The following is a 22871-nucleotide window of genomic DNA, read 5'->3' as shown; positions in this document are numbered from 1 at the left end:
TCAGCCCGCGTCGGGTCGCACCGTCGCGCGCGCGGTGAGCCGGTAGGGCCGGCTCTCGATGAGGCCACCGAGCCGCTTGCGCAGACGCGACATCTCGGCGCGGATCGTGACCGGGGTGGTGGCGCCGTCGAGCAGGCCCATCAGGGCAGCGGTGTCGAGGCCGCCGGGGTGCTCCGCGAGCAGGGCGACGATCTCGGCGTGCCGCTCGCTGAGGGCGATCTCGACGCTCGAGCCGGCCGTCGTGACGAGCACGCGCGGGCTCGGGCGCCGCACCACCTCGACCGTCGCCGGGGCTCTGACCGCCTCGTGCAGCACCCATCCGCCGGCGATCTCCTCGGCGCGGACCTGACCGATCTCGGGCACCCACACGGTGCCGGCCCGCAGGCTGCCCGGCACCCAGACGCGCTCGCCGACGCCGTAGCCCTCGGCCCGGGCCACCCACCCGTGACGGTCGACGACGACGAAACGCCCCGACCCGGCATACGACTCGCTGGTGCGGGCGACCCGGCGGAGGTCACGCTCGTGCTGTCCGGCGAGGGTGTCGACGGCCTCGCGCACGGCCATGGTCACGAGCATCAGGGTGTGCGGGTGCGCGGTGCGGAAGGCGCCGCTCAGGGTGACCACACCGAGCGGCGTGCGCGCCCGGCGGTCGAGGATCGGCGCGCTCGTGCACACCCACGCGTGCTGGTCCTCGCGCGCGTGCTCCGGACCGAAGATCTGGACCGGGCGGCGCTCCTCCATCGCGGTGCCGAGCGAGTTGGTGCCGACGTCGCCCTCGCGCCAGCGGGCGCCCTCGACGAAGCCGAGGCCGTCGCTGCGCCGCCGGATCGGCGACGGGCCGAACATCCAGAGCGGGTAGCCCTCGTCGTCGCTGATGACGAGCTCGTTGCCGGCCTCGTGCGCGAGCGGCAGGAGGCGCTCCTTGAGGACCGGCACGACCGAGCCGAGCAGCCGCGAGCGCTCCCGGCGGGCCATCAGCGCGTCGTCGGAGATCGGGGTGGAGGTCTTGTCGCCCTCGGGGGTCTGCCGCAGCCACGACCGGGCGACGACGCCGCGGGCGCCGGGCGGCACCTCGTGCGTGTGCGCCCACGTGCGGTGCAGGCGCAGCAGGTCCCGTGCCTTGGCCGCGGGGTCCTCGAAGGCCGTCAGGGCGGCCTCGAGACCGGGGACTGTGGACATGCGCACCTTTGCGACGGGTGGCCCCGGCGCGAGGTACGCGTGGGGTCACGGCTTCCCGTGATGGTGACACGCAGCGGGCGGCTTGGGTAGGGGTGTCGAGCCCCGTCCGGTCCGGTGCCGTCCAGCCCCGTCAGTCCCGGCCGAGCACCCGGCGCCACCACGGGCGCCGGCTCCCGAGCTCGGCCGCCGTGGCGGCGGCGCGCTCCTCGCGGGCGCGTCGCTGCTGCTCCTCCAGCTCGGCCCGCAGCGGTCGCCAGCCCTCGACGATCTCGTCGACGTCGAGGGTCTTGGCGATGAGCGGCGGCAGGTTGCCGACGGCGGGCCGGAGCCGGTCGGCGAGGACGCGCTTGTTGTAGTCCTCGACGATCTCGCGCACCTGGGCCTCGGTGCGGACGTCGGCGAGGGACTCGGGGTAGCCCGCGGCCTCTTTGCGCAGCGCCAGCGCGCCGGGCAGCGCGCCGCCGAGGTCGAGGTTCTCGCGCGCCGCGAAGCGCTTGACCCACCAGTCCGGGTCACCCGAGTCGCTGAGGTCGAGCGGCTTGCCGGCACCCGGCAGGTTGTCGAACTCGCCACGCTCCTGCGCCTCGCGGATCTGCTTCTCCACGGCGCTCTCCCAGTACGGCTGACCCGTCATGTCCTTCACGGTAACCGATGTGGGACAAGACATTCCGGACCATCCCGGGCAACCCCGGCGGCCTCGGTGTCCCTCCTGCCGCGAAAGTGCGGGATGCCCGCACGGGAGGCGGGCGACATGTTCTAGGTTGTCCGCAGCAGCCCCGAGAAGGGCTCGGGGACATCCATGGGGATCGGGGGATCCATGAATGGGTTTCGGGGGCCCACACTGCGCTGTGCCCGGCAACGGGTGCGGCGCCTTCGGGCTGCACGGGATCGCGGCGCCGTCACGGCCCTCGTCGCGATCCTCTTCTCGACGGGCGTCATCATCGCGATGCTGGCGCTCGTCGTCGACGTCGGCTCGATGATGTGGGAGCGGCGTCAGCTGCAGAACGGCGCCGACGCGGCGACGCTCGCGCTGGCCCAGGACTGCGCGAGCAAGCGCGCCACGTGCGACCCGGCCACGCCGGGGCTCAAGCAGCTCGCCGACGCCAACGCCGCGGACGGGTTCGGCGGCATCCAACGCGTCTGCGCGGTCGGCACGTTCGTCGGTGCGGACAAGTTCACCGGCTGCACGGCCACGACCGGGGCACTCACCGACTGCCTGCCCACGCCGGCCGGGGCGACCGGACCGTACGTCGAGGTCCGGACCCGGACGTCGACGAACTCTGCCGACACCGGGACGATCCTCAAGCCCTTCTTCGCCCAGGCCATGGGCTGGGACGGCGCGACGATCGCGGCCTGCTCGCGCGTCGGCTGGTCCGGCGGTCATCCGGCGACCGTCCTGCCGGTCGTCCAGGCGCAGTGTGCCTGGGACGACGCGACGACGAAGGGGACGGACTTCCCGGCTGCACCGCCGTATGCGTTGACCGGGTCGGGCGTGCCGCGCCTCAACCCCGTGCCCCGGGTGCCGGTGGCCTCGAAGTACGTCACGAAGATCCTCTTGCACAAGAGCGGATCCCTCGACGGCACCGCCAAGTGCGGCGCCAAGGGTCCCGGCCTCTTCACGCCCGGCAACTTCGGCTGGCTCGACCCGATCGACAAGAACTCCGGGTGCTCGGCCGACCTCGCCACCGACAAGGGCACCATCACCGCCGACGGCAAGCCCGGCGCGGCCGCGTCGAAGGGCTGCAAGGACCTGCTGCCCAGCCTCATCGGCACCGTCGTCTACATCCCGATCTTCACGAGCGTCGACGGGAAGGGCTCCAACACGACCTACGCGGTCGACGGGGTGTCCGCCTTCTACCTGGCCGGCTACTCGTTCCCGAGCACCGACGAGGACGGCTTCGAGCCGACCGACCCCTCGGGGACCTCGACGCAGAGCTGCGCCAAGAAGGAGGACTGCCTGTGGGGCTGGTTCGTCTCGCCGGTGATCCCGGTCGACGCGATCCCCAACACGGGCACCGACCGCGGGCCGCAGCGCCTGTCGACGATCGGCTGAGGCGGCCGCTCAGTCCGTCGGAGCGTCCGTCGGGGCGTCCGTCGGCGCGTCCGTCGGGGTGGTGGTCTGGGCGTCGGCGCGCACGAGGACCGCGAGGGTCTCGCCGTCGCCGACCTCGAGCCGGTCGTCCGACACGACGAACGCCTGCGGCGTCTCGAGGAGGGCGAGCAGGCGCTGCTCCTGCTCCATCGCGGCGGGTGGGCCGGCCATGCGGGTCGTCGCGGCGTCCGCCACGGTGAGCAGGCCGCCGGTCACCTCGTAGCGGCCCATGAGGCGGTTGACGCCGGTGCTGCCGGAGACCCGACCGTCGTCACCGAAGGACAGCTGCGGCTTCGGCGGGGCGGTGGCCGCGCCACCGAGCTCCTCGACCACCCACGACGTGCCTGCGACCTCGTTGTCAGCCATTCCGACACGGTAGCCGGGGGCGGCCGCCGGCAAGGTCGAGTACGCATACGCACGCGCGGTGCAGCCTGCCGCAGGCATCGTCGGTGCATGGACGCAGCGCAGCCGCCGAGGTCGTGGTGGGCCATCGCCTTCGTCACGGTGACGGTGGTCGGGCTCGTCGCGCTCGCCTGGGCGGTGCTCATGATGCACGCGCTCACCTACGGGATGACCGAGGTGCTCGGGATGGCGCAGGTGGACCCTCCCGACACCGACCGCTACGGCTTTGCGCTGGCGGTCGGTGTGGCGGTCGACGCCGCCGTCACCGCCGCGCTGCTGTGGCAGCTCGGCCGCACGGTCGCGCGGCAGTGGCCGGCGTGGGTGACCGCGCTCCTCGCAGCCGTCGTCGGTGGCGCGACGGGTGCGAGCGCCCTGCTGCTCGTGCTCGGCATCAACCCGCTCGACGTCCTCTAGGGTGACCGGCATGGCCGGGGTCCTGCGCGCCATGACTCCCGCCGACGTGCCGGCGGTGCTCGCCGTCCAGGAGCCGGGTGCGGTGCTCGGGCTGGCCGAGGTCTTCCCGCAGGACGAGCACCCGTTCCCGCGGGAGGCGATCGCCGAGCGTGGGCTGCGCGAGATCGAGCTGGACGGCACCGAGTGCTTCGTGGTGCTGCACCACGAAGCCGTCGCGGGCTTCGCCGCGACCCGCGACGACGAGTTCCTCCACTTCGGGGTCGCCCCCGAGCACTGGGGCGACGGCCTCGCCCGGGCGGCGCACGACGCGGTGCTCGACTCGATGCGGGCGAGCGGGGTCGAGCGCGCCCGGTTGCGCGTCTTCACCGGCAACGTCCGCGGGCGGTGCTTCTACGAGAAGCTGGGCTGGACCCCGACCGGCGAGCGCAGCCGGAGCTCGTTCCCGCCGCGTCCCGAGCTGCTGACCTACGAGCTCTCGCTGTCCTCTGCAGGGGGCTGACCCGGGGCGCCGTCGTCAGGCCGGCCGGGCTGGTCGGGCTGGTCGGGCCGGCCGGGCTGGTCCGGCGGGTCGGACCGGTCGCGACGGTGCTGGACGATCGCGATGACGAGGCATGCGACGAGCCCGAGCACGAGCAGCGGCAGGGCCGCGAAGTACCCGAGGAAGAGCACCGCGTCCGAGGGCGCGGGCGTGCAGCCGAAGCCGAGTCCCGTGCACTGACCGGAGGCGTTGTGGTCCGGGAGCACGACGTGCAGCACGAGCACGAGGACCAGCGGGAGACCCCAGAGCAGCCCGAGGGCGACGAGGTAGGGGCTGACGCGGCGTCGGTGCACCCTGCCAGCCTCGCTCCCCTCCGCCCCCGACGCATCCGCGCGTCTACTCAGGCCGGGCCTGGCGGGGTCAGGCCGGGCCGGGGCGTCACAGCTCCTTGCGCAGGTGCACGTCGTCGGCGTCGGCGGTCGGCACGCCCTGCCAGCGGAAGATCTCGCGGTAGCCCTGCTTCTCGTAGAAGCCGGGCGCCTGGAAGGTGAACGAGGTGACGAAGACGTGCGTGCAGCCCCGTGCGCGCGCCTCGGTCTCGAAGTCCGCGAGCAGCCGCTCGCCGAGCCCGGTCCCCCGGGCGTCCTCCCGGACCCACGTCATGCCGATGCCGGCCGCGACGCCCCACGTCCAGCCGCTGACCCCGGCCACCAGCTCGTCCGCCTCGTCGACGACCCGGACTGTCAGCTCGCGCGCCGCGGGCGTGCCCACGGTCGCGGCGGAGTTGACGGCGTCGAGCTCGTCGGACAGTCGCTGGTCGAGGGCGGTGTCGGCCTCGCCGACCACGGAACGGAATCCAGTCGCATCGGTCACCGGTCGATCCTGTCAGGCGGTGACCGGAGGCCGTCGGGTGCCGCGGTCCGTCGCCACGGGAGCGGGCGTGTGCCGGGGCGCGCGGTCATGGACGACCGCGCGCCCCTCGTGGTGCTGCGTCCCGCTCGCTCAGCCGCGGGTGTTCGAGCTCGCGAGCCACGCGCCGGTGGGTGGCACCCACCCCTCGATGGTCGAGGGCAGCGAGACCCGCGTGTTGCAGTCGATGACCGAGTAGTGCAGGTGCGGGGCGCTGGCGGCACCCGTCATGCCGGTGTAGCCGACGATCCGGCCCTGCGGCACCCAGTCGCCGGGCTCGTAGAAGGACTGGTTGAGGTGGGCGTACTGCGTGCACTGGCCGTTGGGGTGGCGGATGATGACCTCGATGCCGTTCTGCCAGTAGGGCGACCAGTTCGAGATGACGATCGTGCCGCCCTGCGTGGCCGAGACCTCGTAGTTGGCCGGCAGCGCGAGATCCCACGCGTAGCGGTTGTAGGCGTCGGTGTGCGAGTAGCCGCCACCGTTGCCCTGGCTGACCTGGTAGCTCTCCCCGGCGGGGTAGGGCGCCTCGAAGTAGCCGGCCGCCGTGGCGGAGGTGGCTCCGGTGAAGGCTGTCGTTGCCGCGAGCGTCACGGCGCTGACGAGCACGCCGATCCGGCGGGTCAGCCCCTTCCGCCTGCGTCCGGCGCCGGCGACGGTGGTGTTTCCGATCATGTGAGTCGTCCTCTCGATGGGTCTCTCGGTGGGTGGTGTGGCACGTGCGGTGGTGCGTCCGGGGAGTGCGTCCGCGGAGTGCGTCGAGCTGCGTGCCCAGTCCAGCCAGCCGCCCCGGCCGCGGCAATCCTTCAAGCCGGCGGCTTGATCGACCTGCGTGCACCGTGCACCGTGCACCGTGCACCGTGCGCGTGCCGGCGCCCCTGCCCCTCACTCGAGTGGCGACCCCCGTGGGCGCGTGCAACTGTGAGAGCACCCCCTGACCTGACTGTCGCCATCAGCGAGGAGTGGTCGTGCTGCGCTACGAGATGACGCCCACCGACGTGGGCACCTGCCGGTTCGGCATCTCGCCCCTCAACGAGATGTGCCTCTCGCTGCGCAGTCTCCGCGCCCCGGACGCCTACGTCCCGCGGGTCGCGTGGACCTTCCTGGCGATGCCCGAGTCCCGGGACCACCGCGAGACGCTGCTGGCTCTCGTCAACGACGAGTTCTCGACTCCCGACGTCATCAACCCGCGACCGGAGTCGCCGTCACCCAGGCTCTCGGCGGAGATGCAGCGCGTCGCGTCCGTGCCGGCGACGGTGCTGCGCCAGGAGCTCGACGGGCTCTGGGCGGACGGCGCGCCCCAGGCGGTGCAGGGGTCGCCCGCGGTCGTGATGGCTCGTGTCCTCGGCGCCCTCGAGGCCTACTGGACCTGGGCCTTCGCGGCCTTCTGGACCAGGCACCGCAGCATCCTCGAGGCCGATGTCCGTCATCGGGCGTCGCGGTCCGCGGGCTACGGGCTCCTGCACGCGCTCTCCGAGCTGCACCCGAGCATCACCGTCGACGACATCACGCTGAGTGCCCGCAGCCGGGTCGGACCGTCGTACTCGGCCCCGGTGCGCGGCCGCCGGCTCGTCTTCGTGCCGTCGCTGTTCACCCTGGCCGCCTCGCACCCGAGCAGCGACGCCGTGCCGCCCATGGTCATCTACCCGGCGCGGGGCCAGCGCCAGGAGCTGCCGCCGGCCTCGTCGACGACCGCGGTCGCTCTGCTCGGACCGGCCAGGACCGAGGTCATGCGCGCGCTCGCCGAGCCACGCACCACGACCGAGCTGGCGGCGATGCTGGGCAAGACCGCCTCGGCCGTCAACCAGCAGCTGCACGAGCTGCGTCGCGCCGGGCTCGTGCGCAGTGCCCGGTCGGGCAAGTCGGTGCTCTACGCCGTCACCGCCTCCGGCGAGGCCCTCATGGCCTTCGGGCCGGACGAGACGTCGGGAGCCCCGAGCGCCTGACGAGCGTTCCCGGTCGGCCTACAGCCGGCCGATGACGTCGTCGAGCATCGCCTCGGTGAGCTTGCCCGTGAAGGTGTTCTGCTGGCTCACGTGGTAGCTGCCGACGAGGCGCACCGGGTGGCCGGCCGCCGTCCTCAGCACAGCCTCGGCGCCGTGGCCGAACTTCGGCTTGGGCCGGGGCACGAGCCACCCGCGCCGACGCGCCGCCCCGAGCGCCGCGTCCCAGGCGATCGAGCCGAGCGCGAGCATCGAGCGCAGCCGCGGCTCCGACAGCTCGAGGTCGCGGTCGAGCCAGGGCGCGCACGTCGCCTTCTCCTCCGTCGTGGGCTTGTTGGCCGGCGGCGCGCACCGGACGGTCGCGACGATGCGCAGTCCCGTCAGCACGAGGCCGTCGCCCGACGCGACCGACGTCGGCTGGCTCGCGTAGCCCGCGCGGTGGAGCGCTGCATAGAGCCAGTCGCCCGAGCGGTCGCCGGTGAACATGCGCCCGGTCCGGTTGGTGCCGTTGGCCGCCGGCGCCAGCCCGACGATGAGCACCTCCGCGTCCGGGTCGCCGAACGACGGGCCGGGCCGCCCCCAGTAGGGCTGGTCGGCGAACGCCGCGCGGCGTCCCTCCGTCGCCACCGACTCGCGCCAGCCGACGAGCCGTGGGCACGCGCGGCACACGCTGATGCGGGCATCGAGCTCGCGTATGCCGTCCGCCCCCTTCGCGAGCCGGCGCACCTGCGCCGGGGTTGCGGCCACCGGCGTCTCGGCCGTCGCGGGGTCGCCGGGCCAACCGGTGCCGGGAGGTACCGGGGACAGGAAGAGGCCGCCCGTCACGGGGTGCTGGGCCGGGTTGGGCATGGCGGCAGGGCACATGGCCCCACGCTAGGCCGGGACCGCAGCAGACGGCATACGTGCTCGGGGGTGTCGTGAGACCGTGCTGGGAGGGCGACGCTGAACCGGAGGGGCCGCACAGGCGTCTTCGGACTGGGAGCACCAGTGAGGAGGTGGCGGCAGGATGCCGCTCGACGACGATGCGGTCGCGGAGATCTACCGCGAGCACGGGCCGATGCTGCGCCGCGTCGTGTGGCGCGCCACCAGTGACGCCAACCGCGTCGAGGACATCGTCCAGGAGGTCATCCTGCGGGTCTGGAAGCAGGCCCCCGAGGCGGAGAACCTCCGTGCCTACCTCATCACGACCGCGCGCCACCTCATCGTGGACCAGTACCGCGCCGCCGGACGCCGACCCCAGCAGGCGCAGCTCGTCGAGGTCGCCGAGCAGGACTCGGCCCTCGACCGGGCGCTCGACCAGGTGCTCGTCGAGGAGGCCCTCGGCCGGCTGCAGGCCAACCACCGTGAGATCGTGCGCTGCCTCTACTACGAGCGGCTGACCGTCGCCGAGACCTCCGTGCGGGTCGGGGTGCCCGAGGGCACCGTGAAGTCCCGCGCCTACTACGCCGTGCGCAACCTGCGCGTCATCCTCGACGAGATGGGAGTGACCCGATGAACCCCGGATCGGACGACCTGCACGTGCTGCTCGGCGCGTACGTGCTCGGTGGCCTGTCCGACGAGGACCACCGTGCCTACAGCGAGCACCTGCGCACGTGTGCCCAGTGCCAGACCGAGCTCGGCCAGGTCTCGGGGCTCCCCCGGCTGCTCGACCTCGCCGGTCCCGCCGGCGGCCCGCACCTGGCCGACGGTCCCGCTGCCGTGCCGCTGCCGCTCATGACCGAGCCCGACGACGCGCGGGTCACGAGCCTGCTCGGCGAGGTCGCCCGCCGTCGCCGCCGCCGGCGCACCTGGCTCTCGGGCCTCGCGGCCGCGGCGGCCGCCGTCTTCTTCGCCGGCGGCGCATGGCTCGGGCCGAAGCTGACCGAGGGGACCACGCCGACGCCACCGACGACGCACGTCGCGGCGGCCGCGGTGCCGGGCAGCGCGGTCCGCGTCGACATCGCGCTCGTGACGCGCGGCTGGGGCACCCAGCTCGACATCGACTGCGAGGACATGCCCAAGACCGGCGCCCTGGCGCTCTGGGTCATCGACGGCAAGGGCCATGCCACGACGGCCGCGTCGTGGCGCGCGACGGCGACGGGCTACTCCAAGGTGACCGGCGCGACGGCGTTGCGCCCCAACGAGATCCAGTCGCTCGAGGTGCGCACCGAGACCGGGAAGGTGCTCGCCTCCGCCAAGACGTGAGCAGGCCTGACGTCAGCGGCTCTCAGAGCCCGGTTGTCAGCTGGGTCCTCGGCGGCGTGACGCTGACCTTGCGTCCGTCGAAGGTGACCTCGCTGAGCCACATCGTGCGGCCGGGCACCTCCGAGCCGATCGAGTCGGGGGCCCAGGCGTGGTAGACCATGAGCACCCGACCGTCCTTGGTCTCCAGGAGCGCGCAGTGACCCGGCCCGGCGGCGACGTCGGTGCTCGTCAGGATCGGCTCGGGGTCCTTGGTGAACGGCCCGGTCGGCGACGACGCCGTCGCGTGGCCCACGGCGTACTTGTCGCTGCCGTAGTCGTTCGCGGAGTAGAAGAGGTGGAAGACGCCGTCGCGCTCCCAGACGAAGGGCGCCTCGACGAGCTGCCCCTCCCACGGGAGGTCCTGTCGGATCAGGCGTTTCGGCTCTCCTTCGAGGCGGAGCCCGTCGTCGGAGAGCCGCTGGACCGAGATCCAGGTGTCCGCGCCGACGGCGTTGCCGTCGTTCTTCCAGTAGAGGTATGCCGTGCCGTCCTTCGCGACGAAGGGTGACGCGTCGATCGAGCCGCCCTGGTCCTGCTCGCAGACGAGGGGCTTGCTGCTCGTGTCGCGGTAGGGGCCCTTGGGGTCGTCGGCGACGGCGAGCCCGATGCACTGGATGGCCGGATCGGGCGCCATCGTCGTGTAGTACATGACCCACCGGTCGCCGAAGCGGTGCGCCTCGGGGGCCCAGACCTTGCCGGGCGTGCTCCACGAGGCGACCTTCGGCAGGGCGTCGCTGCCCTGGCTCCACGTTGCGAGGTCGTCGCTGACGAGGGTCTGGACGTTCATGCCGTTGCCGTTGGTCGCGATCGCGACCCAGCCGTCCCCGTCGGGCAGGATCTGCGGGTCGGGGAAGTTGCTCGGCCACACCGGGTTGGTCGCGGCCGCGCTGGGCGCGGCGGTGCCGGAGCCGGCCTGCGAGGCGGAGGGGTTCACGGGATCTCCAGGGGTGGTGGCCCCGCTCCCGCAGCCGGCGAGGAGCGCGGCTGCGAGAGCGAGGGTGAGGGCGGGACGGGTGCGGCTCATCCTGCCGCCGGGTCGGCCGGCCAGGTGGACGCGTAGAACCGGAGGTGGTCGATCTCGGCCGTGGCCGCCGGGCTGGCGCCGCCGTGGGCGACGAGCCCGATGCGCGGGTCGGTGCCGGCGCGGAAGGTCCACGTCGCACCCCACGTCCAGTGCACGCCGTCCCGGCTCGTGCCGGCGCGGTAGAGGTGCTCGCCGGCGGCGTTGCGGTGGTGGGCGAGACGCAGCCAGAGCGTCGGTGCGGCCGTGCCGATGATGGCTCCGCCGTAGCTCGTCGGCCCGCTGGGGTCGGCCGGGTCGGCGGCGGTCTCGCGACCGAACTCGGTCTGGCGCGTGTTCCAGATGGCGACCTTGGAGAGGCGGGCGAAGTCGTCGTCGTTCTCGTAGGCGAGGAGGCCCACCTGCTGGTAGTTGCGGACCGTATCGACGCCGAGGTCGAGGGTCGTCCTGGCCTCGGCGATCCAGTCGCCGTCACCCGGGGTGTCGTGGAGCAGGACGCTCGCGGTGTTGCCGCCGCCGACGAGGTCGGTGCCCTCGACGGGCCAGCGCAGGCTACCGCCCGAGACGGTGACGGCCGGGTTGCGTCGCACCCAGGTGAAGCCGGACAGGGTCGGGTCGTCGAACTCCTCGGACTCGAGCAGGGCGCCGGCCTGCGGGACCGGCACGAGCGCAGCCGCGTCGGCCGCCGCCGGGTTGACGACGACGTTGTCGACGACGGCGCGACTGCTGCTGAGCCGCACCGGGGCAGCGGCGGGACGGGCGTCGCCGCTCACCGCCACGCGCGCCACGACGTCGGCCAGGTCGCTCTCGGTCACCTCGGCGGTCAGCCCGTCGGCCGTGGCCTCGACGGTCAGCGTGCGCCACGCCCCGGCCGGCAGCGGCGGGAGCGCCGTCGTGGACGACCGGACCGTGCCGTCACGGTCGACCTGGGCGGTCAGGCGCGAGCCCTTGGGGTCGAGCGTGACCTTGACCGAGGGGTCGCGGCCGAGCAGCACGCGCAGCGGCTCGGTGCCGCGGTGGTCGAGGCGGACGTGGAGCGGGCCGGACGGGGCCGAGGCGGTCGTCGAGGCGGTGCCGTGCACGAGCGCGGTGTCACCGGTGACGGGGTCCGCCGGCCCGGCGGCCAGCCCCTTGAAGCCGCTCGCCGAGGGGTCGGTGGGCGTGATCCCGAGCCCCGACGCGAGGGTCGGCGCCGGCTGCGGGGTGTCGGACGGGCCGGCCCCGGCCCGCGTGCGTGGCCAGCCGTCGATCCAGTCGAGGCGGTCGAGCAGCATGGGCCGCCGGTTGATCCCGAAGGTGGTCGTCAGCCACGGGTTGGTGCGGTCGATGGCGTGGTAGGCGATGAAGTCGCGGCCCTCGGCGTCCGTGACGACGGCGTGGTGGCCCGCGCCGACGAAGCGGTTGCCGTTCTGCGTCAGCACCGTCGTGCCGCCGACCCGGGAGGTCAGCAGCGGCGTGCCCTCGGCGTCGACGAACGGGCCGAGCGGCGACCGTGACCGGCCGGCGAAGACGGAGTAGCCCGTCGTCGGACCGGCACAGCAGTTCGCCGCCGAGCCCATGAGGTAGTAGAAGTCGCCGTGGCGCACGACGTAGGAGCCCTCGTAGCGGTTGTCCACGGCGACCTGGGTCGCCGTGCCGACGGGGCTCAGGCCGTCCGCCGACATCTTCGTCGCCCAGAGGCCGCCGAAGTAGCTGCCGTAGTAGAGGTAGCGCTGCCCGTCGACGTCGGTGAAGCCGGCCGGGTCGAAGGTCCAGAGGAACCCGCCACCCGACGCCGGCCGGGGTGGGACGGCGGGCGCGGGGGCGGGAGTCCAGGGACCCGACGGCGAGGGCGCCGTCGCAGCGCCGATCGCGGAGTCGTCGCCGGGGTTGAGCGTCGTGTCCGTCACGGTGAAGTAGAGGACGTATCGCCCTGCGACGTAACGGATGTCGGGCGCCCACAGCCCCGCGGTCGGCGTGGCCCACGCCGGCCGGTTGCCCGAGTCGAAGACCGTGCCGAGGTACTCCCAGCTCGACCAGTCGCGGGTGCGCGCCATGTGCATCGCGCCGGGCGGGTCACCGGCCTTGAGCGGGTCGGACGTCGCGTAGGCGTACCACCAGCCGTCGCGCCCGCGGATCACCGACGGGTCGGCGAAGGTGTCCGAGAACGAGTCGGAGACGGCGTTGTCGTATGCCGTGTGGCCCGGCCCCGAGACAACGGCACCTGCCGCTGGGACCGGGCCGGACGGCATACGCGATCCGAAGGCGGGGGCTGCTGCCGTCAGGCCGACGGCGGCGAGGACTGATGCGAGACAGGCGGTTCCGCGCGTGAGCGCGCGGGACCTCGGGGAGGCGGATGGACGCATGGCGGACTCCTCAGCCCTTGACGCCGCTGCTGGCGACGCCCTCGATGACGTAGCGCTGCACGAAGACGTAGAGCGCGAGGACGGGGATCGCCGCGAGCATGGCGCCGGCCATGACCACGGGGTAGTCGATCGTGTAGGCGCCCTGGAGCCGGCTGAGGCCGGCGGGCAGCGTGAGTCGCTCCGGGGAGAAGAGGACGTAGATCGGCCAGATGAAGTCGTTCCAGTTGGCGAGGTAGCTGAGCACGCCGAGCGTGACGAGGGCCGGCTTCGCGTTGGGCAGGACGATCGACCGCCACGTGCGGAACGGGCTGGCACCGTCGAGCCTGGCGCTCTCCTCGAGCTCCTTCGGCAGTCCGAGGAAGAACTGCCGCATGAAGAACACCCCGAACGCACCCGCCGCTCCCGGCACCACGAGCGCCCAGATCTGGTCGAGCCAGCCGAGCTTGTCGAGGAGCAGGAAGTTGGGCATGAGGAAGATGAAGCCCGGCACGAAGAGCGTCAGGATGATCGCGGTGAAGATCGCGTTCTTGAAGCGGAACTCCATGCGCGCCAAGGCATAGCCGGCCAAGGAGCACACGACGAGGACGAGCGCCGCGTGCATCGTCGCCGCCAACATGGAGTTGAGGAACCAGCGCAGCACGGGGCTCGCGGCGTCCTGGAAGAAGAGGACGTCGAAGGCGCGCAGGCTGGGCTGGGACGGGAAGTAGGTCGGCGGCACCGTGCGCGACTCGCTCGCCGACTTGAACGCCGTCAGCAGCACGAGCAGCAGCGGCCCGATGAAGATGAGGCTGAGCGCCCCCATGCCGATCCAGAAGAGCGGTCCGTTGCGACGTTTCACGACTTCTTCTCCCTCAGGGCCCAGAAGTTGACGAGCGAGACGAGGGCGAGGAAGACGGCGAGCACGTAGCTCATGGCCGACGCCTGGCCCATGCGGTACTGCGACAGGCCGAGGTCGGTGATCTCCATGATCGCCGTGCGCGTCGAGTCGCCGGGGCCGCCCTTGGTGATGAGGTAGCTCTGGCCGAACATGTTGGCGCTGGCGAGGACGGTCGTGACGACGACGAAGATCAGCACGGGTCGCAGGCCGGGGATCGTGATGTAGCGCAGCTTCTGCCACGAGGTCGCTCCGTCGATCTCGGCGGCCTCGTAGTGCTCGGCCGGGATGTCGGCCAGGCCCGCGAGGTAGATGACGGCGTTGAAGCCGATGGTCCACCACACGGTGACGGCGGCCAGCGAGATCCACGCCCACGGCTGCTCCGTGGTCCACGCGGTGTCCGACGGCAGCCCGAGGGCGCCGAGCAGGCCGTTGACCATGCCGAACGACGGGTCGAGCAGGTAGCGCCACATGAGCCCGACGACCGCGACGCCGAGCACGAACGGCGCGAAGAAGACGGCGCGGAAGAAGGTGCGGCCCGGGAACTTGCGGTTGAGGAGGATCGCGAGCAGCAGGGGCAGCACGACGAGGAACGGCACGCTGATGACGACAAAGATCGCTGTCGCCTTCATGCCGTTCCAGAACGGCTGGAACTGCGGCGAGCCGCTGTCGAGCAGGTCGGCGTAGTTCTGCATGCCGACGAACGGCTTGTTGGGCAGCAGGAAGTCCCAGTCGTGCAGGGAGATCCAGATGCCGAGGACGCCCGGGACGGCGACGAAGGTGATGAAGAGGAGCAGGAACGGCGACAGGAAGAGGTAGGGCGTCCACCTCGAACCGTGGATGCCGGATGTCGCTCCCCGGGAGCGGCGCCCACCCGGCGTGGGCGTCGCTCCCGAGGGCGGTCTCGTGGGCTGTGCCGTGGTCACAGCCATGGGGTCAGCCGCCGTACTTCTTGGCGTTGGCCTCGAGGATCTTCGTCGCGCGACCGGCCGCGTCGGACAGGACCGTCTTGGGGTCCTGACCGCCGAGAACGGCTGCGTTGAGAGCCTTCTCGAACTCGGGCATGGCGTCGCCGATGCCGGCGACGGCGGGCGGGAAGTGCAGGTCGTCGATCTGCGTCGCCAGGGTGGCCTGGTCCGTGAGGGCCTTGAACTCGGCCGAGTCGCGCACCGAGTTGCGGGCCGGCACCTGGCCGCCCTTGGCCCACTCGATGCTCTTCGTGCTGATCCAGTTGAGGAAGACGCGGGCTGCCGTCTGCTTGTTCTGGTCGGGCGTCCGCGAGGTCGGCAGGATGAACTGGTGCGACCCGGCCCAGGCGGCCTTGGTGCCGCCGATGTTGGGGATCGGCGCGACGCCCCACTTGAGGTCGGCCTTCTCCTTGAGGGTGTTGATCGTCCAGATGCCGTTCCAGTTGAAGGCGGTCTTGCCGTTCTGGAGGGCGATGAGGTCGGCGTCCTGGGCGATCTTGGCCGCCGAGTAGCCCTTCGTGACGAGGTCCTGGAACCAGGTGAGCGCCTTGACGCCGGCGTCGTCGGCCCAGAGCACCTGCTTGGCGTCGTCGGAGAAGAGCGAGCCGCCGAACTGCCAGATGAGCGACTGCACCGACATGCTGCCCGTGAACGGGAACGGCGTGGCCCAGTGGCCCTGGATGCCCTTGCTCTTCATCTTCTCGAGCGCCGCCATGTACTCGTCGGCCGTCATCGGCGGCTTCTCGGGGTCGAGGCCGCCCTTCTCCATGACGTCCTTGTTGTAGAAGAAGCCGAGCGGGTGCACGTCGAGCGGGATGGAGTAGCGCTTGCCGTTGTAGATGCCGGCCTTCCACGGCACCGGCGCGAAGTCGGCCTCGCTGAGCTTGAGCGCCGTCGCCACGTCGTCGAGGGGCTGGATGACGTTGCGGGCGGCGTTCGTCGCGACCGAGTCGACGTGCATGATGCCGATGTCGGGCCCCTTGCCGGCCGTGACGGCAGCGGGCAGCTTGGCGTAGTAGTCGGCCCACTGCATCGTGTTCATGCTGACGGCGATGTTCTGGTGCTCAGAGTTGAACTGGTCGACGAGCCGCTTCATGAAGGGACCGTCGCCGCCGGTGAAGCCGTTCCAGAACTGCAGGGCGACCTTGGGACCGGTGTAGCCGGTGGCGCCGCCGCCGGCCGACACCGCGGGGGCCTGGCCGGGGACCGCGCTCGAGCCGGAGCCGCACGCGGCCAGGCCGGCGACCCCGGCGATGCCGAGGGCCCCCGAGAGGATGGTGCGCCGGGTGAGCGGCGAGGCCGGTGAGGTGGAGTTCGTCATTGAACGGTCCCTTCGGTGAGTCGGATGCAGTGCCAGGAGGTGGCCGGCAGGGTTGCCGTGAGGGTCGTGCCGTGGGTGCCGTCGACCGCCGCGTCCCCCGCACGCGGGACGACTCGGTCGGGCTGTGCCTCGGTGTTGGTCGCCGAGGTGTCGTCGTCGTGCACCTGGAGGTGCTCGACGAGGGTGTATGCCGTGGGGTCGCCCCCCACGGCCGCCGCGACGTCGAGCGTCAGCTCGGCCGTCTCTGTGCGGCTCCGGTTGACCACGAAGACGGCGAGGTCGCCGGTCTCGGGGTCGTGCGTCGCGGTGACGACGAGCTGGTCGACGGGCCCGAAGGCCTTGGTCTCCACCGTGTCGCAGGCGACAGCAGGGCGCAGCACGGTGCCCCGGGCGTGCTGCGCGGTGAGGGCGAACGGGTGGAAGATCGTCTGCTTCCACGACGCGCCGCCGGGCTTCGTGGCGATGGGGGCGATGACGTTGACGAGCTGCGCCTGGCACGCCATCGAGACGCGGTCGGTGTGCTGGAGCAGGGTGATGAGCAGGCTGCCGACGACGACGGCGTCGGTCACGTCGTAGACGTCCTCGATGAGCTCGGGGGCCTCGCGGATGGCGAGGGAGCTCTCGCCGTGGAAGCGGCCCTGGAACCACACGTTCCACTCGTCGAAGCTGACCATGATCCGCTTGTCGGAGCCCTTGACGGCGGCGACGTGGTCGGCGGTCGCGACGACGGACTCGATGAAGCGGTGCATGTCCTCGCCGCTCGCGAGGAAGGAGTCGACGTCGCCGTCGACGGGCTCGTAGTAGGCGTGCGCGGAGATGTGGTCGACGAGGTCGAAGCACCGCTCGAGCACGACGCGCTCCCACGTGCCGAAGGTCGGCATGCCGCGGTTGGAGGAGCCGCATGCGACGAGCTCGAGCGTGTCGTCGACGCGGCGCATGGCGCGCGCGGTCTCCTCGGCGACGCGGGCGTACTCCTCGGCGGTCTTGTGGCCCATCTGCCAGGGGCCGTCCATCTCGTTGCCGAGGCACCAGACGCGGACGTCGTGGGGCTCGACATGGCCGTTCTTGGCGCGGCGGTCGGGCCACGAGGTCCCGGTCTCGGCGTTGCAGTAGAGGAGCAGGTCGATGGCCTCCTGGACGCCGCGGGTGCCGAGGTTGACCGCCATCATCGGCTCGACGCCGACGCCGCGGGCCCAGTCCATGAAGTCGTCGGTGCCGACCTGGTTGGTCTCGACGGAGCGCCAGGCGAGGTCGAGCTGGGTGGGCCGGTCGGCCTTGGGCCCGACGCCGTCCTCCCACTTGTAGTTGGAGACGAAGTTGCCGCCGGGGTAGCGCACGACCGTGACGCCGAGCTCGCGGACGAACCGCGCGACGTCCTCGCGGAAGCCGAGCTCGTCCGCCTCGGGGTGACCCGGCTCGTAGATGCCGGTGTAGACGCACCGGCCCATGTGCTCGACGAAGGACCCGAAGATCCTCGGGCGCACCGGACCCACCGCGAAGGCGGGGTCCAGTCGTACCGTCGCTGCTCCCATGCGGTCCTCCTTGACCGTCGGCGTGCGGGCGCACCGTCTTGTTGCAACGGTTACCCAATCTGCGTTGCCCTGAAAATTACAACGGTTACCGAAGACTGTCCAGAGGTCGCCCGAGGTCATCACGTCGGGCGTCGGCGGGCGCTAGCCTGTCCACGAGGGAGGGCACGCAGGAGGCCCGGACGGACGGAGGCACGGTTGGCGGCGCGGCTCAGGGACGTGGCGGAACGTGCGGGAGTGTCGGTCAAGACGGCCTCGAACGTGCTCAACCACCACCCACACGTGAAGGCCAGCACGCGCGAGCGCGTCGAGGCCGCGATGGCCGAGCTGCACTACCGGCCCAACCTCTCGGCGCGCAGCCTCAAGCACGGCCGCGCCGGCTTCCTCGCCCTGGCCGTGCCCGCCATGGACTCCCCCTACTTCGCCGAGCTCGCGGCCCGCATCACCGAGGAGGCCGCGGCGCTCGGCTTCATCGTCCTGCTCGACGTGACCGGCGGCGACGCCGACGCCGAGCGCGTCGTCCTCGAGGGCATGCGCTCGCACGTCATCGACGGCGTCATCTTCTCGCCGCTCGCCCTCTCGGCCGACGAGATCGGGCGCCGCGCCGACAGCCTGCCGATGGTTCTGCTCGGCGAGCGCCCCGTGCCCACGGGCTTCGACCACATCGCCGTCGACTCGGTCGCGGCCGCGCGCGCCGCCACCGAACACCTTGTCGCGCAAGGCCGGCGACGCATCGCGGCCGTCGGTCGTGAGACGACCAAGGGCACCGCGTCGGCCCGTCTGCGCGGCTACCGGCAGGCCCTCAAGGCAGCGGGCCTGCCCTACGACACCGACCTCGTGATCGGGGTCCCGCACTTCGAACGCGCCGACGGCCACGCCGCGATGCAGCAGCTGCTCGCCCTGCCGGAGCCGCCCGACGCCGTCTTCTGCTTCAACGACCTCATGGCGATCGGCGCCCTGCGCGCCTGCGTCGAGGCCGGGGTGCAGGTGCCCGAGGAGGTCGCCATCGTCGGCTTCGACGACATCGCCGAGACGCGCTACTCCAACCCGACGGTCACGACGATCTCCCCCGACCTGACGGGCCTGGCCCGTGCGGCGCTCGAGCTGCTCTCGCGCCGGATCGACGGCGACGACGGGCCGGCCGAGGAGGTCGAGGTGGCCTGGACCCTCGAGGCCCGCGAGACCACCCTCGGCGTGCCGCCGGGCCGCTCGCGACGACGCGCCCCGCGCTCAGGCGCCACCACCACGCCCACCCGCTGAACGCATACGACCTGCCCAAACTCCGGACTCGCGGAGGGCGACGTCACGACGGAGCACGGCGAGGTGCGCGAGCCGGTCACGCGCCTCCGCGGAGTCGTAGGGCGCGACGCCGGCCACGAAGTCGATCGCGTGCTGTCGCATCGTCTCCGTCGCCGTGCGGTAGGCGATCCAGTTCTCGTGCCACTGGAACAGCTGCTGGAGCCCCTCGAGCACGACGATGAGGGCGCCGAGCGAGGCGGTGACCCAGGCGGTCGCGGACAGCCCGGCCGACACGGTCACGGCTGCCGCGGCCGCGAGGCTGACGATCCGGGCCACCTGGTACGACAGGCGATTCGTCGTCGCCCCGCTGCTGTAGGAGGCGAACTGGTCGCGGTACGCCGCCCACACCGCCGAGCCCGACAGCTCGGGGTCGGCGGGGTCCGGCAGCTCGTCGGACATCCAGCCCGGATTGGTGCCCATGCCACAGTGTCGCGCCCTCCCGCCTCCCGGGGAGCGTTTCGGGAGCGGGGTCAGAGCGAGCCGGCGGAGCGGGCGTCCACGTCACCTCGCGCGGCCAGCGTCTCGGCGGCACCCGTCGAACCCGCAGCGGGCGAGGCCGCTGTCGCCGCCGACCCCACGGGCAGCGTGACCCGGTAGGTGCGCGTCACGGGCGTCCCCGTGCACGCCTTCGGCAACGCGGCACCCGAGCCCTTCGCGGTCAAGACGTAGCTGGCAGTCACGTCGGCGGTGACGGACGACGCGGACGACCACGCCGGCACGTAGAAGCGCACCGCCGTGAAGTCACGCCCCGAAGCCGCGAGACGGTCCTGCCGGTAGAACGAGGAGGACCCGCTGATGTTGGGGTAGCCCACCGCCGCGCCGGCCGAGGACACCGTGACGGCCACCGAGCAGACCGGGACGTCGGTCGTCCACGGGATGCGCACCCACGACTGCCTGCCCGCCACGACGCCGGACAGCTCCCGGGTCAGCGGGCGCAGGCCGGTCGAGACGGAGTCGCCGACAAGCACGCCGGACGGCAGCGCCGGGACCGACGATGCCGACGAGGCCGACGAGGGCGGGGCGGCCACGGAAGCGGCCACACGCACCGGCTGCGCGGCGTCGGGTCCGGAGGTGACGACATACGCACCGAGCCCCACGGTGACGGTCCCGGCGAGGACGACGGCAGCGACGCCGAGCTGGACGGTGCCGGACGGGGCGCGGGTGGGCATGGGCGGTCCTCGGGTGCGGCGACTGCGTGACGGCACCGGCAGGGTGCTCCCCCAGTGTGTCCAGCCCGTCGAAAGGTCAGCCGAGGGAAGGGCGCGGGAGGCCCGCAGGAATCGCGCAAGGTCTGCGCAAGCGCCGGTCCTGGAGGTCGGCGCGCTTCGGCGGCCAGACGACGGTGAAGCGCTCGAAGACGATCTCGTCGTCCTCGGACCAGGTCGCGACGCGGTCCGGCTCGGAGCCCAGTGGTCGGGCGTCCGCGGTCACGTGGGCTGCTCGTCTCGCACGGCCGCCGACGGTGGCAACGCCTTGCAGAGGTATGCCGTGAGCTCGGCCGGGTGCGACAGCGCAGCGAGGTGCCCGCCGGGGACGACGTCGAGGCCGAGCCCGAGACGCTCGCGGGCGACGCGGCGCTGCAGCGCCACGGGGAAGAAGCGGTCGTCCGCGCCCGCGACGGCGCGGGTGGGCACCTCGGGCCAGGCACTGATGTCGCAGGGCGTCTCGAAGGCGCGGTCGACCTCGGGGCGCTGGTGCGCCTCCCCTGTCGCGGCGACAGCAGGGTCGACGTCGTGGAGGAAGTACGTGTCGAGGTCGACCTCCTCGGTGTAGCCACCTGCCCGGGCCGCCGCCAGCCGCACCTCCTCCGAGCCCACGGCGCCCCACCAGTGGCCGGCCGTCTCCCCCGGCAGCGGGACCATGGCGTTGAGCAGCACGATCGCGGAGACCGGGCGCCGGGCCGCCACCATGGGCGCCGTGAAGCCGCCCATCGACTGCGCGACGACCACCACGTCGTGACGGCCGGCGACCGCGTCGACGACGAGACCGGCATACTCCGGCAGGCCGGCGTCCGGGTCGTCGCCCGGCAGGTCGACCGCGACGGCCTCGTGGCCTTCCTGCTCCAGGAGGGGGAGGACACGGTGCCAGTACCAGGCAGCGCCACCGGCGCCGGGGACGAGAGCGAATGTGGTCACTGTCCACATCATAGCCCTCGACGCCGCCGCGGTCCCGTGCGAAGGTGACCGCATGGCTGACGACACCACCATCTCGGACCGCATCACCTCGCTCATCGACGAGGAGCACCGGCTGCGCTCCTCGCTCCAGGCCGGCGAGATCAGCGTCGACGAGGAGCACGCGCGACTGCGCACCGTCGAGGTCGAGCTCGACCAGTGCTGGGACCTGCTGCGCCAGCGGCGGGCCAAGCGCGAGTTCGGCCAGAACCCGGACGACGCCGAGGTCCGCTCCGAGCGCACCGTCGAGGGCTACACGGGCTGACGCGACGCCCGCCACTCGAGCAGCGCCAGCGCCGCGGCGACGACACCACTCGTGACGTAGTAGCGCCGTTCGGAGCGTGCGGCCGCCGCCCACGGCACCATGCTCGCCGCGTGCAGGGCGTCGACGCCGCCGCCGAGGCGGTGCGCCTCGGGGCCACCGGTGGCGAGCACCGCGACCGCCTGCGCCAGGTGCCGGGCGCCGAGGATCCGCGCCACCGTGACGGTCCCCCGGCCGGGGACCCGTCCCAGCTCCAGCGCGGCGATCCGCGCCGGCGCCACGAGACCGACGAGGCCGTATGCCGCCCTCCCGACCTCGAGGGCGATGGGCGCCGTCAGCGTCAGGTGCCGCCGAGTCACCGCGAGCGCCGGGCGCCGACGCCGGCGGCGAGGGCGGCGACAGCCAGGCCGCCCACCGCTCCGAGCAGCCCGTGGTGCTGGGAGGCCCAGAGCTGGGGGGCCCGGTCGGTGGACCGCTCGGCGAAGGGGCCGCGCGTGCCGTAGTCGCGGTGCTCGTCGGCGGGGCTGTCGAGGTTGTCGGGACGGTCCGGGTCGCTCGGCTCGTCGGTCTGCTGCGAGGAGAAGCCGGTGCGGGCCAGGTAGCGGTCGAGCAACCCCGGGGCGATGGCATTGGCCGCGAGCGTGCCCACCGTGCTGCCGCCCACCCAGTACTCCCGACGCTTCGGATGGTCGGCCGCATGCACGATCGCGCTCGCGGCCACGTGCGGCTCGTAGATCGGCGGCACGGGCTGCGGTTTCTTCGGCAGGCGTGAACGCACCCACTGGAACTGCGGCGTGTTGACGGCCGGCATCTGCACCATCGTCACGTGCACGGGGCTCTTCTCATGGAGCAGCTCGCACCGCAGCGCCTCGTGGAAGCCCTGGATGGCGTGCTTGGCGCCGCAGTAGGCGGTCTGCAGCGGGATGCCGCGATAGGCGAGCGCCGAGCCGACCTGTACGATCGTGCCGTGGCCGCGCTCCTTCATCCGGGGCAGGATCGCCATCGTCGCGTAGACGTAGCCGAGGTAGGAGACCTCGGTGACACGGCGGTACTCCTCGGGCTCGATCTGCTCGAACGGTGCGAAGACCGAGGTGAAGGCCACGTTGACCCACACGTCGACCGGACCGAGCTCGCGCTCGACGGTGTCGACGGCGGCGGTCACGGCGTCGGCGTCGGCCACGTCCACCTCGACGACCAGCGGCTGGCCCCCGGCCGCGCGCACCTCGTCGGCGGCCGCCTCCAGTCCCGCAGCGCCGCGGGCGAGCAGCGCCACCCTGGCACCGCGCTGCCCGAAGGCGACGGCGGTCGCGCGACCGATGCCGCCGCTGGCGCCCGTGACGGCCACGACCTGGTTCTGGTGCGTCCGTGCGTCGTTCATGGAGTTTCCTCTCCTCGATGGGGATCGGGACGGACTGGTGGCTTCCGTACCCGTCTGGGACGG

The 22871-nt window shown here is 72.5% G+C and carries 27 protein-coding genes; 8 read left to right on the top strand and 19 right to left on the bottom strand.

Features of this window, described 5'->3' with window-relative positions:
• A complete protein-coding gene (locus IEY30_RS06490) occupies positions 1–1179 on the bottom strand; it encodes a helix-turn-helix domain-containing protein (RefSeq protein ID WP_030201179.1) in 1179 nt (392 codons plus the stop codon).
• A gap of 130 nt (positions 1180–1309) precedes the next feature.
• Positions 1310–1813, bottom strand: a complete 504-nt coding sequence (locus IEY30_RS06485; RefSeq protein WP_030201175.1) for a DnaJ family domain-containing protein — start codon at positions 1811–1813, stop codon at positions 1310–1312.
• A 228-nt stretch (positions 1814–2041) separates the two neighbouring features.
• Here IEY30_RS06485 and IEY30_RS06480 point away from each other — a divergent pair, with 228 nt between their 5' ends.
• On the top strand, positions 2042–3232 hold the full coding sequence (locus tag IEY30_RS06480; RefSeq protein ID WP_030201171.1) for a TadE/TadG family type IV pilus assembly protein: 1191 nt from the start codon (positions 2042–2044) through the stop codon (positions 3230–3232).
• Positions 3233–3241: 9 nt separating this feature from the next.
• Here IEY30_RS06480 and IEY30_RS06475 read toward each other — a convergent pair whose 3' ends face one another.
• Positions 3242–3637, bottom strand: coding sequence for an META domain-containing protein (locus IEY30_RS06475; RefSeq protein WP_052358821.1), 396 nt, complete (start codon positions 3635–3637; stop codon positions 3242–3244).
• Between the two features lie 87 nt (positions 3638–3724).
• Here IEY30_RS06475 and IEY30_RS06470 point away from each other — a divergent pair, with 87 nt between their 5' ends.
• Together IEY30_RS06470 and IEY30_RS06465 are read left to right on the top strand one after the other, a co-directional pair.
• Positions 3725–4087: a hypothetical protein gene (locus IEY30_RS06470; RefSeq protein WP_030201164.1), complete on the top strand. Its 363-nt coding sequence runs from the start codon at positions 3725–3727 to the stop codon at positions 4085–4087.
• Positions 4088–4097: 10 nt separating this feature from the next.
• Positions 4098–4586 (top strand): GNAT family N-acetyltransferase, encoded by a 489-nt coding sequence (locus IEY30_RS06465; protein ID WP_229674869.1) that lies wholly within the window; start codon positions 4098–4100, stop codon positions 4584–4586.
• On the opposite strand, the gene IEY30_RS06460 is transcribed toward IEY30_RS06465, so the two are convergent.
• From IEY30_RS06460 to IEY30_RS06450, 3 genes are all read right to left on the bottom strand, one after another.
• On the bottom strand, positions 4553–4918 hold the full coding sequence (locus IEY30_RS06460; protein WP_030201158.1) for a hypothetical protein: 366 nt from the start codon (positions 4916–4918) through the stop codon (positions 4553–4555). The two genes, IEY30_RS06465 and IEY30_RS06460, sit on opposite strands and share 34 nt — an antisense overlap.
• Before the next feature lie 85 nt (positions 4919–5003).
• Positions 5004–5438, bottom strand: coding sequence for a GNAT family N-acetyltransferase (locus IEY30_RS06455; protein ID WP_030201156.1), 435 nt, complete (start codon positions 5436–5438; stop codon positions 5004–5006).
• A gap of 129 nt (positions 5439–5567) precedes the next feature.
• Positions 5568–6149: a M23 family metallopeptidase gene (locus IEY30_RS06450; protein WP_030201152.1), complete on the bottom strand. Its 582-nt coding sequence runs from the start codon at positions 6147–6149 to the stop codon at positions 5568–5570.
• A 293-nt stretch (positions 6150–6442) separates the two neighbouring features.
• On the opposite strand from IEY30_RS06450, the gene IEY30_RS06445 reads away from it, so the two are divergent.
• Positions 6443–7420, top strand: coding sequence for an ArsR/SmtB family transcription factor (locus tag IEY30_RS06445; RefSeq protein WP_156035443.1), 978 nt, complete (start codon positions 6443–6445; stop codon positions 7418–7420).
• 18 nt (positions 7421–7438) lie between these two features.
• On the opposite strand, the gene IEY30_RS06440 is transcribed toward IEY30_RS06445, so the two are convergent.
• Complete coding sequence (locus IEY30_RS06440; RefSeq protein ID WP_030201147.1) at positions 7439–8281, bottom strand: uracil-DNA glycosylase; 843 nt, start codon at positions 8279–8281, stop codon at positions 7439–7441.
• A gap of 142 nt (positions 8282–8423) precedes the next feature.
• On the opposite strand from IEY30_RS06440, the gene IEY30_RS06435 reads away from it, so the two are divergent.
• Positions 8424–8912, top strand: a complete 489-nt coding sequence (locus IEY30_RS06435) for a sigma-70 family RNA polymerase sigma factor (RefSeq protein ID WP_030201143.1) — start codon at positions 8424–8426, stop codon at positions 8910–8912.
• Positions 8909–9601 carry an anti-sigma factor family protein gene (locus tag IEY30_RS06430; RefSeq protein WP_030201141.1) on the top strand — a complete coding sequence of 231 codons (693 nt, stop codon included), beginning with the start codon at positions 8909–8911 and terminating at the stop codon, positions 9599–9601. Before IEY30_RS06435 ends, IEY30_RS06430 begins: the two co-directional genes overlap by 4 nt.
• 22 nt (positions 9602–9623) lie before the next feature.
• On the opposite strand, the gene IEY30_RS06425 is transcribed toward IEY30_RS06430, so the two are convergent.
• The 6 genes from IEY30_RS06425 to arfA all read right to left on the bottom strand — a co-directional run bounded on the left by IEY30_RS06425 (position 9624) and on the right by arfA (position 17701).
• Entirely contained in the window at positions 9624–10574 is a 951-nt protein-coding gene (locus tag IEY30_RS06425) for a glycoside hydrolase family 43 protein (protein WP_229674868.1), read from the bottom strand.
• 86 nt (positions 10575–10660) lie between these two features.
• Positions 10661–13006, bottom strand: a complete 2346-nt coding sequence (locus tag IEY30_RS06420; protein ID WP_030201137.1) for a family 43 glycosylhydrolase — start codon at positions 13004–13006, stop codon at positions 10661–10663.
• Positions 13007–13016: 10 nt separating this feature from the next.
• Entirely contained in the window at positions 13017–13844 is an 828-nt protein-coding gene (locus IEY30_RS06415; protein WP_030201135.1) for a carbohydrate ABC transporter permease, read from the bottom strand.
• The gene (locus tag IEY30_RS06410) at positions 13841–14812 is read right to left on the bottom strand and encodes a carbohydrate ABC transporter permease (RefSeq protein WP_030201133.1); all 972 of its coding nucleotides are present in this window, start codon (positions 14810–14812) and stop codon (positions 13841–13843) included. Before IEY30_RS06410 ends, IEY30_RS06415 begins: the two co-directional genes overlap by 4 nt.
• A 4-nt stretch (positions 14813–14816) precedes the next feature.
• Entirely contained in the window at positions 14817–16169 is a 1353-nt protein-coding gene (locus tag IEY30_RS06405; RefSeq protein ID WP_030201131.1) for an ABC transporter substrate-binding protein, read from the bottom strand.
• Positions 16166–17701: an arabinosylfuranosidase ArfA gene (gene arfA, locus IEY30_RS06400; protein ID WP_030201129.1), complete on the bottom strand. Its 1536-nt coding sequence runs from the start codon at positions 17699–17701 to the stop codon at positions 16166–16168. The genes IEY30_RS06405 and arfA overlap by 4 nt, the downstream gene beginning before the upstream one ends.
• A gap of 216 nt (positions 17702–17917) precedes the next feature.
• Between arfA and IEY30_RS06395 the strand changes: the two genes are divergently transcribed.
• Positions 17918–18958, top strand: a complete 1041-nt coding sequence (locus IEY30_RS06395) for a LacI family DNA-binding transcriptional regulator (protein ID WP_229674867.1) — start codon at positions 17918–17920, stop codon at positions 18956–18958.
• Here the strand turns inward: IEY30_RS06395 and IEY30_RS06390 are convergent.
• The 4 genes from IEY30_RS06390 to IEY30_RS06375 form a co-directional block, all read right to left on the bottom strand.
• Entirely contained in the window at positions 18929–19417 is a 489-nt protein-coding gene (locus tag IEY30_RS06390) for a DUF4231 domain-containing protein (RefSeq protein WP_030201123.1), read from the bottom strand. The two genes, IEY30_RS06395 and IEY30_RS06390, sit on opposite strands and share 30 nt — an antisense overlap.
• 50 nt (positions 19418–19467) lie before the next feature.
• The gene (locus IEY30_RS06385; protein WP_030201121.1) at positions 19468–20166 is read right to left on the bottom strand and encodes a hypothetical protein; all 699 of its coding nucleotides are present in this window, start codon (positions 20164–20166) and stop codon (positions 19468–19470) included.
• 76 nt (positions 20167–20242) lie between these two features.
• Entirely contained in the window at positions 20243–20428 is a 186-nt protein-coding gene (locus IEY30_RS06380; protein ID WP_030201119.1) for a hypothetical protein, read from the bottom strand.
• Entirely contained in the window at positions 20425–21132 is a 708-nt protein-coding gene (locus tag IEY30_RS06375) for an alpha/beta fold hydrolase (RefSeq protein WP_030201115.1), read from the bottom strand. The genes IEY30_RS06380 and IEY30_RS06375 overlap by 4 nt, the downstream gene beginning before the upstream one ends.
• Before the next feature lie 52 nt (positions 21133–21184).
• Between IEY30_RS06375 and IEY30_RS06370 the strand changes: the two genes are divergently transcribed.
• Complete coding sequence (locus IEY30_RS06370) at positions 21185–21433, top strand: DUF2630 family protein (RefSeq protein WP_030201113.1); 249 nt, start codon at positions 21185–21187, stop codon at positions 21431–21433.
• On the opposite strand, the gene IEY30_RS06365 is transcribed toward IEY30_RS06370, so the two are convergent.
• On the bottom strand, positions 21421–21789 hold the full coding sequence (locus IEY30_RS06365) for a hypothetical protein (protein WP_052358814.1): 369 nt from the start codon (positions 21787–21789) through the stop codon (positions 21421–21423). The two genes, IEY30_RS06370 and IEY30_RS06365, sit on opposite strands and share 13 nt — an antisense overlap.
• On the bottom strand, positions 21786–22808 hold the full coding sequence (locus IEY30_RS06360; RefSeq protein WP_030201106.1) for an SDR family oxidoreductase: 1023 nt from the start codon (positions 22806–22808) through the stop codon (positions 21786–21788). Before IEY30_RS06360 ends, IEY30_RS06365 begins: the two co-directional genes overlap by 4 nt.
• Positions 22809–22871: the final 63 nt, after the last annotated feature.

This window comes from Terrabacter tumescens, from assembly GCF_014646815.1.
Classification (GTDB): Bacteria; Actinomycetota; Actinomycetes; order Actinomycetales; family Dermatophilaceae; genus Terrabacter; species Terrabacter tumescens.
This window is presented reverse-complemented; position numbering and strand designations above follow the sequence as displayed.

Bases quoted from the DNA above. Each gene is read 5' to 3' on its own strand.
- IEY30_RS06490 (WP_030201179.1), bottom strand. From the start codon at position 1,179: ATGTCCACAGTCCCCGGTCTCGAGGCCGCCCTGACGGCCTTCGAGGAC.
- IEY30_RS06405 (WP_030201131.1), bottom strand. From the start codon at position 16,169: ATGACGAACTCCACCTCACCGGCCTCGCCGCTCACCCGGCGCACCATC.
- IEY30_RS06390 (WP_030201123.1), bottom strand. From the start codon at position 19,417: ATGGGCACCAATCCGGGCTGGATGTCCGACGAGCTGCCGGACCCCGCC.
- IEY30_RS06385 (WP_030201121.1), bottom strand. From the start codon at position 20,166: ATGCCCACCCGCGCCCCGTCCGGCACCGTCCAGCTCGGCGTCGCTGCC.
- IEY30_RS06370 (WP_030201113.1), top strand. From the start codon at position 21,185: ATGGCTGACGACACCACCATCTCGGACCGCATCACCTCGCTCATCGAC.
- IEY30_RS06410 (WP_030201133.1), bottom strand. From the start codon at position 14,812: ATGGCTGTGACCACGGCACAGCCCACGAGACCGCCCTCGGGAGCGACG.
- IEY30_RS06450 (WP_030201152.1), bottom strand. From the start codon at position 6,149: ATGATCGGAAACACCACCGTCGCCGGCGCCGGACGCAGGCGGAAGGGG.
- IEY30_RS06465 (WP_229674869.1), top strand. From the start codon at position 4,098: ATGGCCGGGGTCCTGCGCGCCATGACTCCCGCCGACGTGCCGGCGGTG.
- IEY30_RS06430 (WP_030201141.1), top strand. From the start codon at position 8,909: ATGAACCCCGGATCGGACGACCTGCACGTGCTGCTCGGCGCGTACGTG.
- IEY30_RS06440 (WP_030201147.1), bottom strand. From the start codon at position 8,281: ATGTGCCCTGCCGCCATGCCCAACCCGGCCCAGCACCCCGTGACGGGC.
- IEY30_RS06475 (WP_052358821.1), bottom strand. From the start codon at position 3,637: ATGGCTGACAACGAGGTCGCAGGCACGTCGTGGGTGGTCGAGGAGCTC.
- IEY30_RS06360 (WP_030201106.1), bottom strand. From the start codon at position 22,808: ATGAACGACGCACGGACGCACCAGAACCAGGTCGTGGCCGTCACGGGC.
- arfA (WP_030201129.1), bottom strand. From the start codon at position 17,701: ATGGGAGCAGCGACGGTACGACTGGACCCCGCCTTCGCGGTGGGTCCG.
- IEY30_RS06420 (WP_030201137.1), bottom strand. From the start codon at position 13,006: ATGCGTCCATCCGCCTCCCCGAGGTCCCGCGCGCTCACGCGCGGAACC.
- IEY30_RS06435 (WP_030201143.1), top strand. From the start codon at position 8,424: ATGCCGCTCGACGACGATGCGGTCGCGGAGATCTACCGCGAGCACGGG.
- IEY30_RS06485 (WP_030201175.1), bottom strand. From the start codon at position 1,813: ATGACGGGTCAGCCGTACTGGGAGAGCGCCGTGGAGAAGCAGATCCGC.
- IEY30_RS06470 (WP_030201164.1), top strand. From the start codon at position 3,725: ATGGACGCAGCGCAGCCGCCGAGGTCGTGGTGGGCCATCGCCTTCGTC.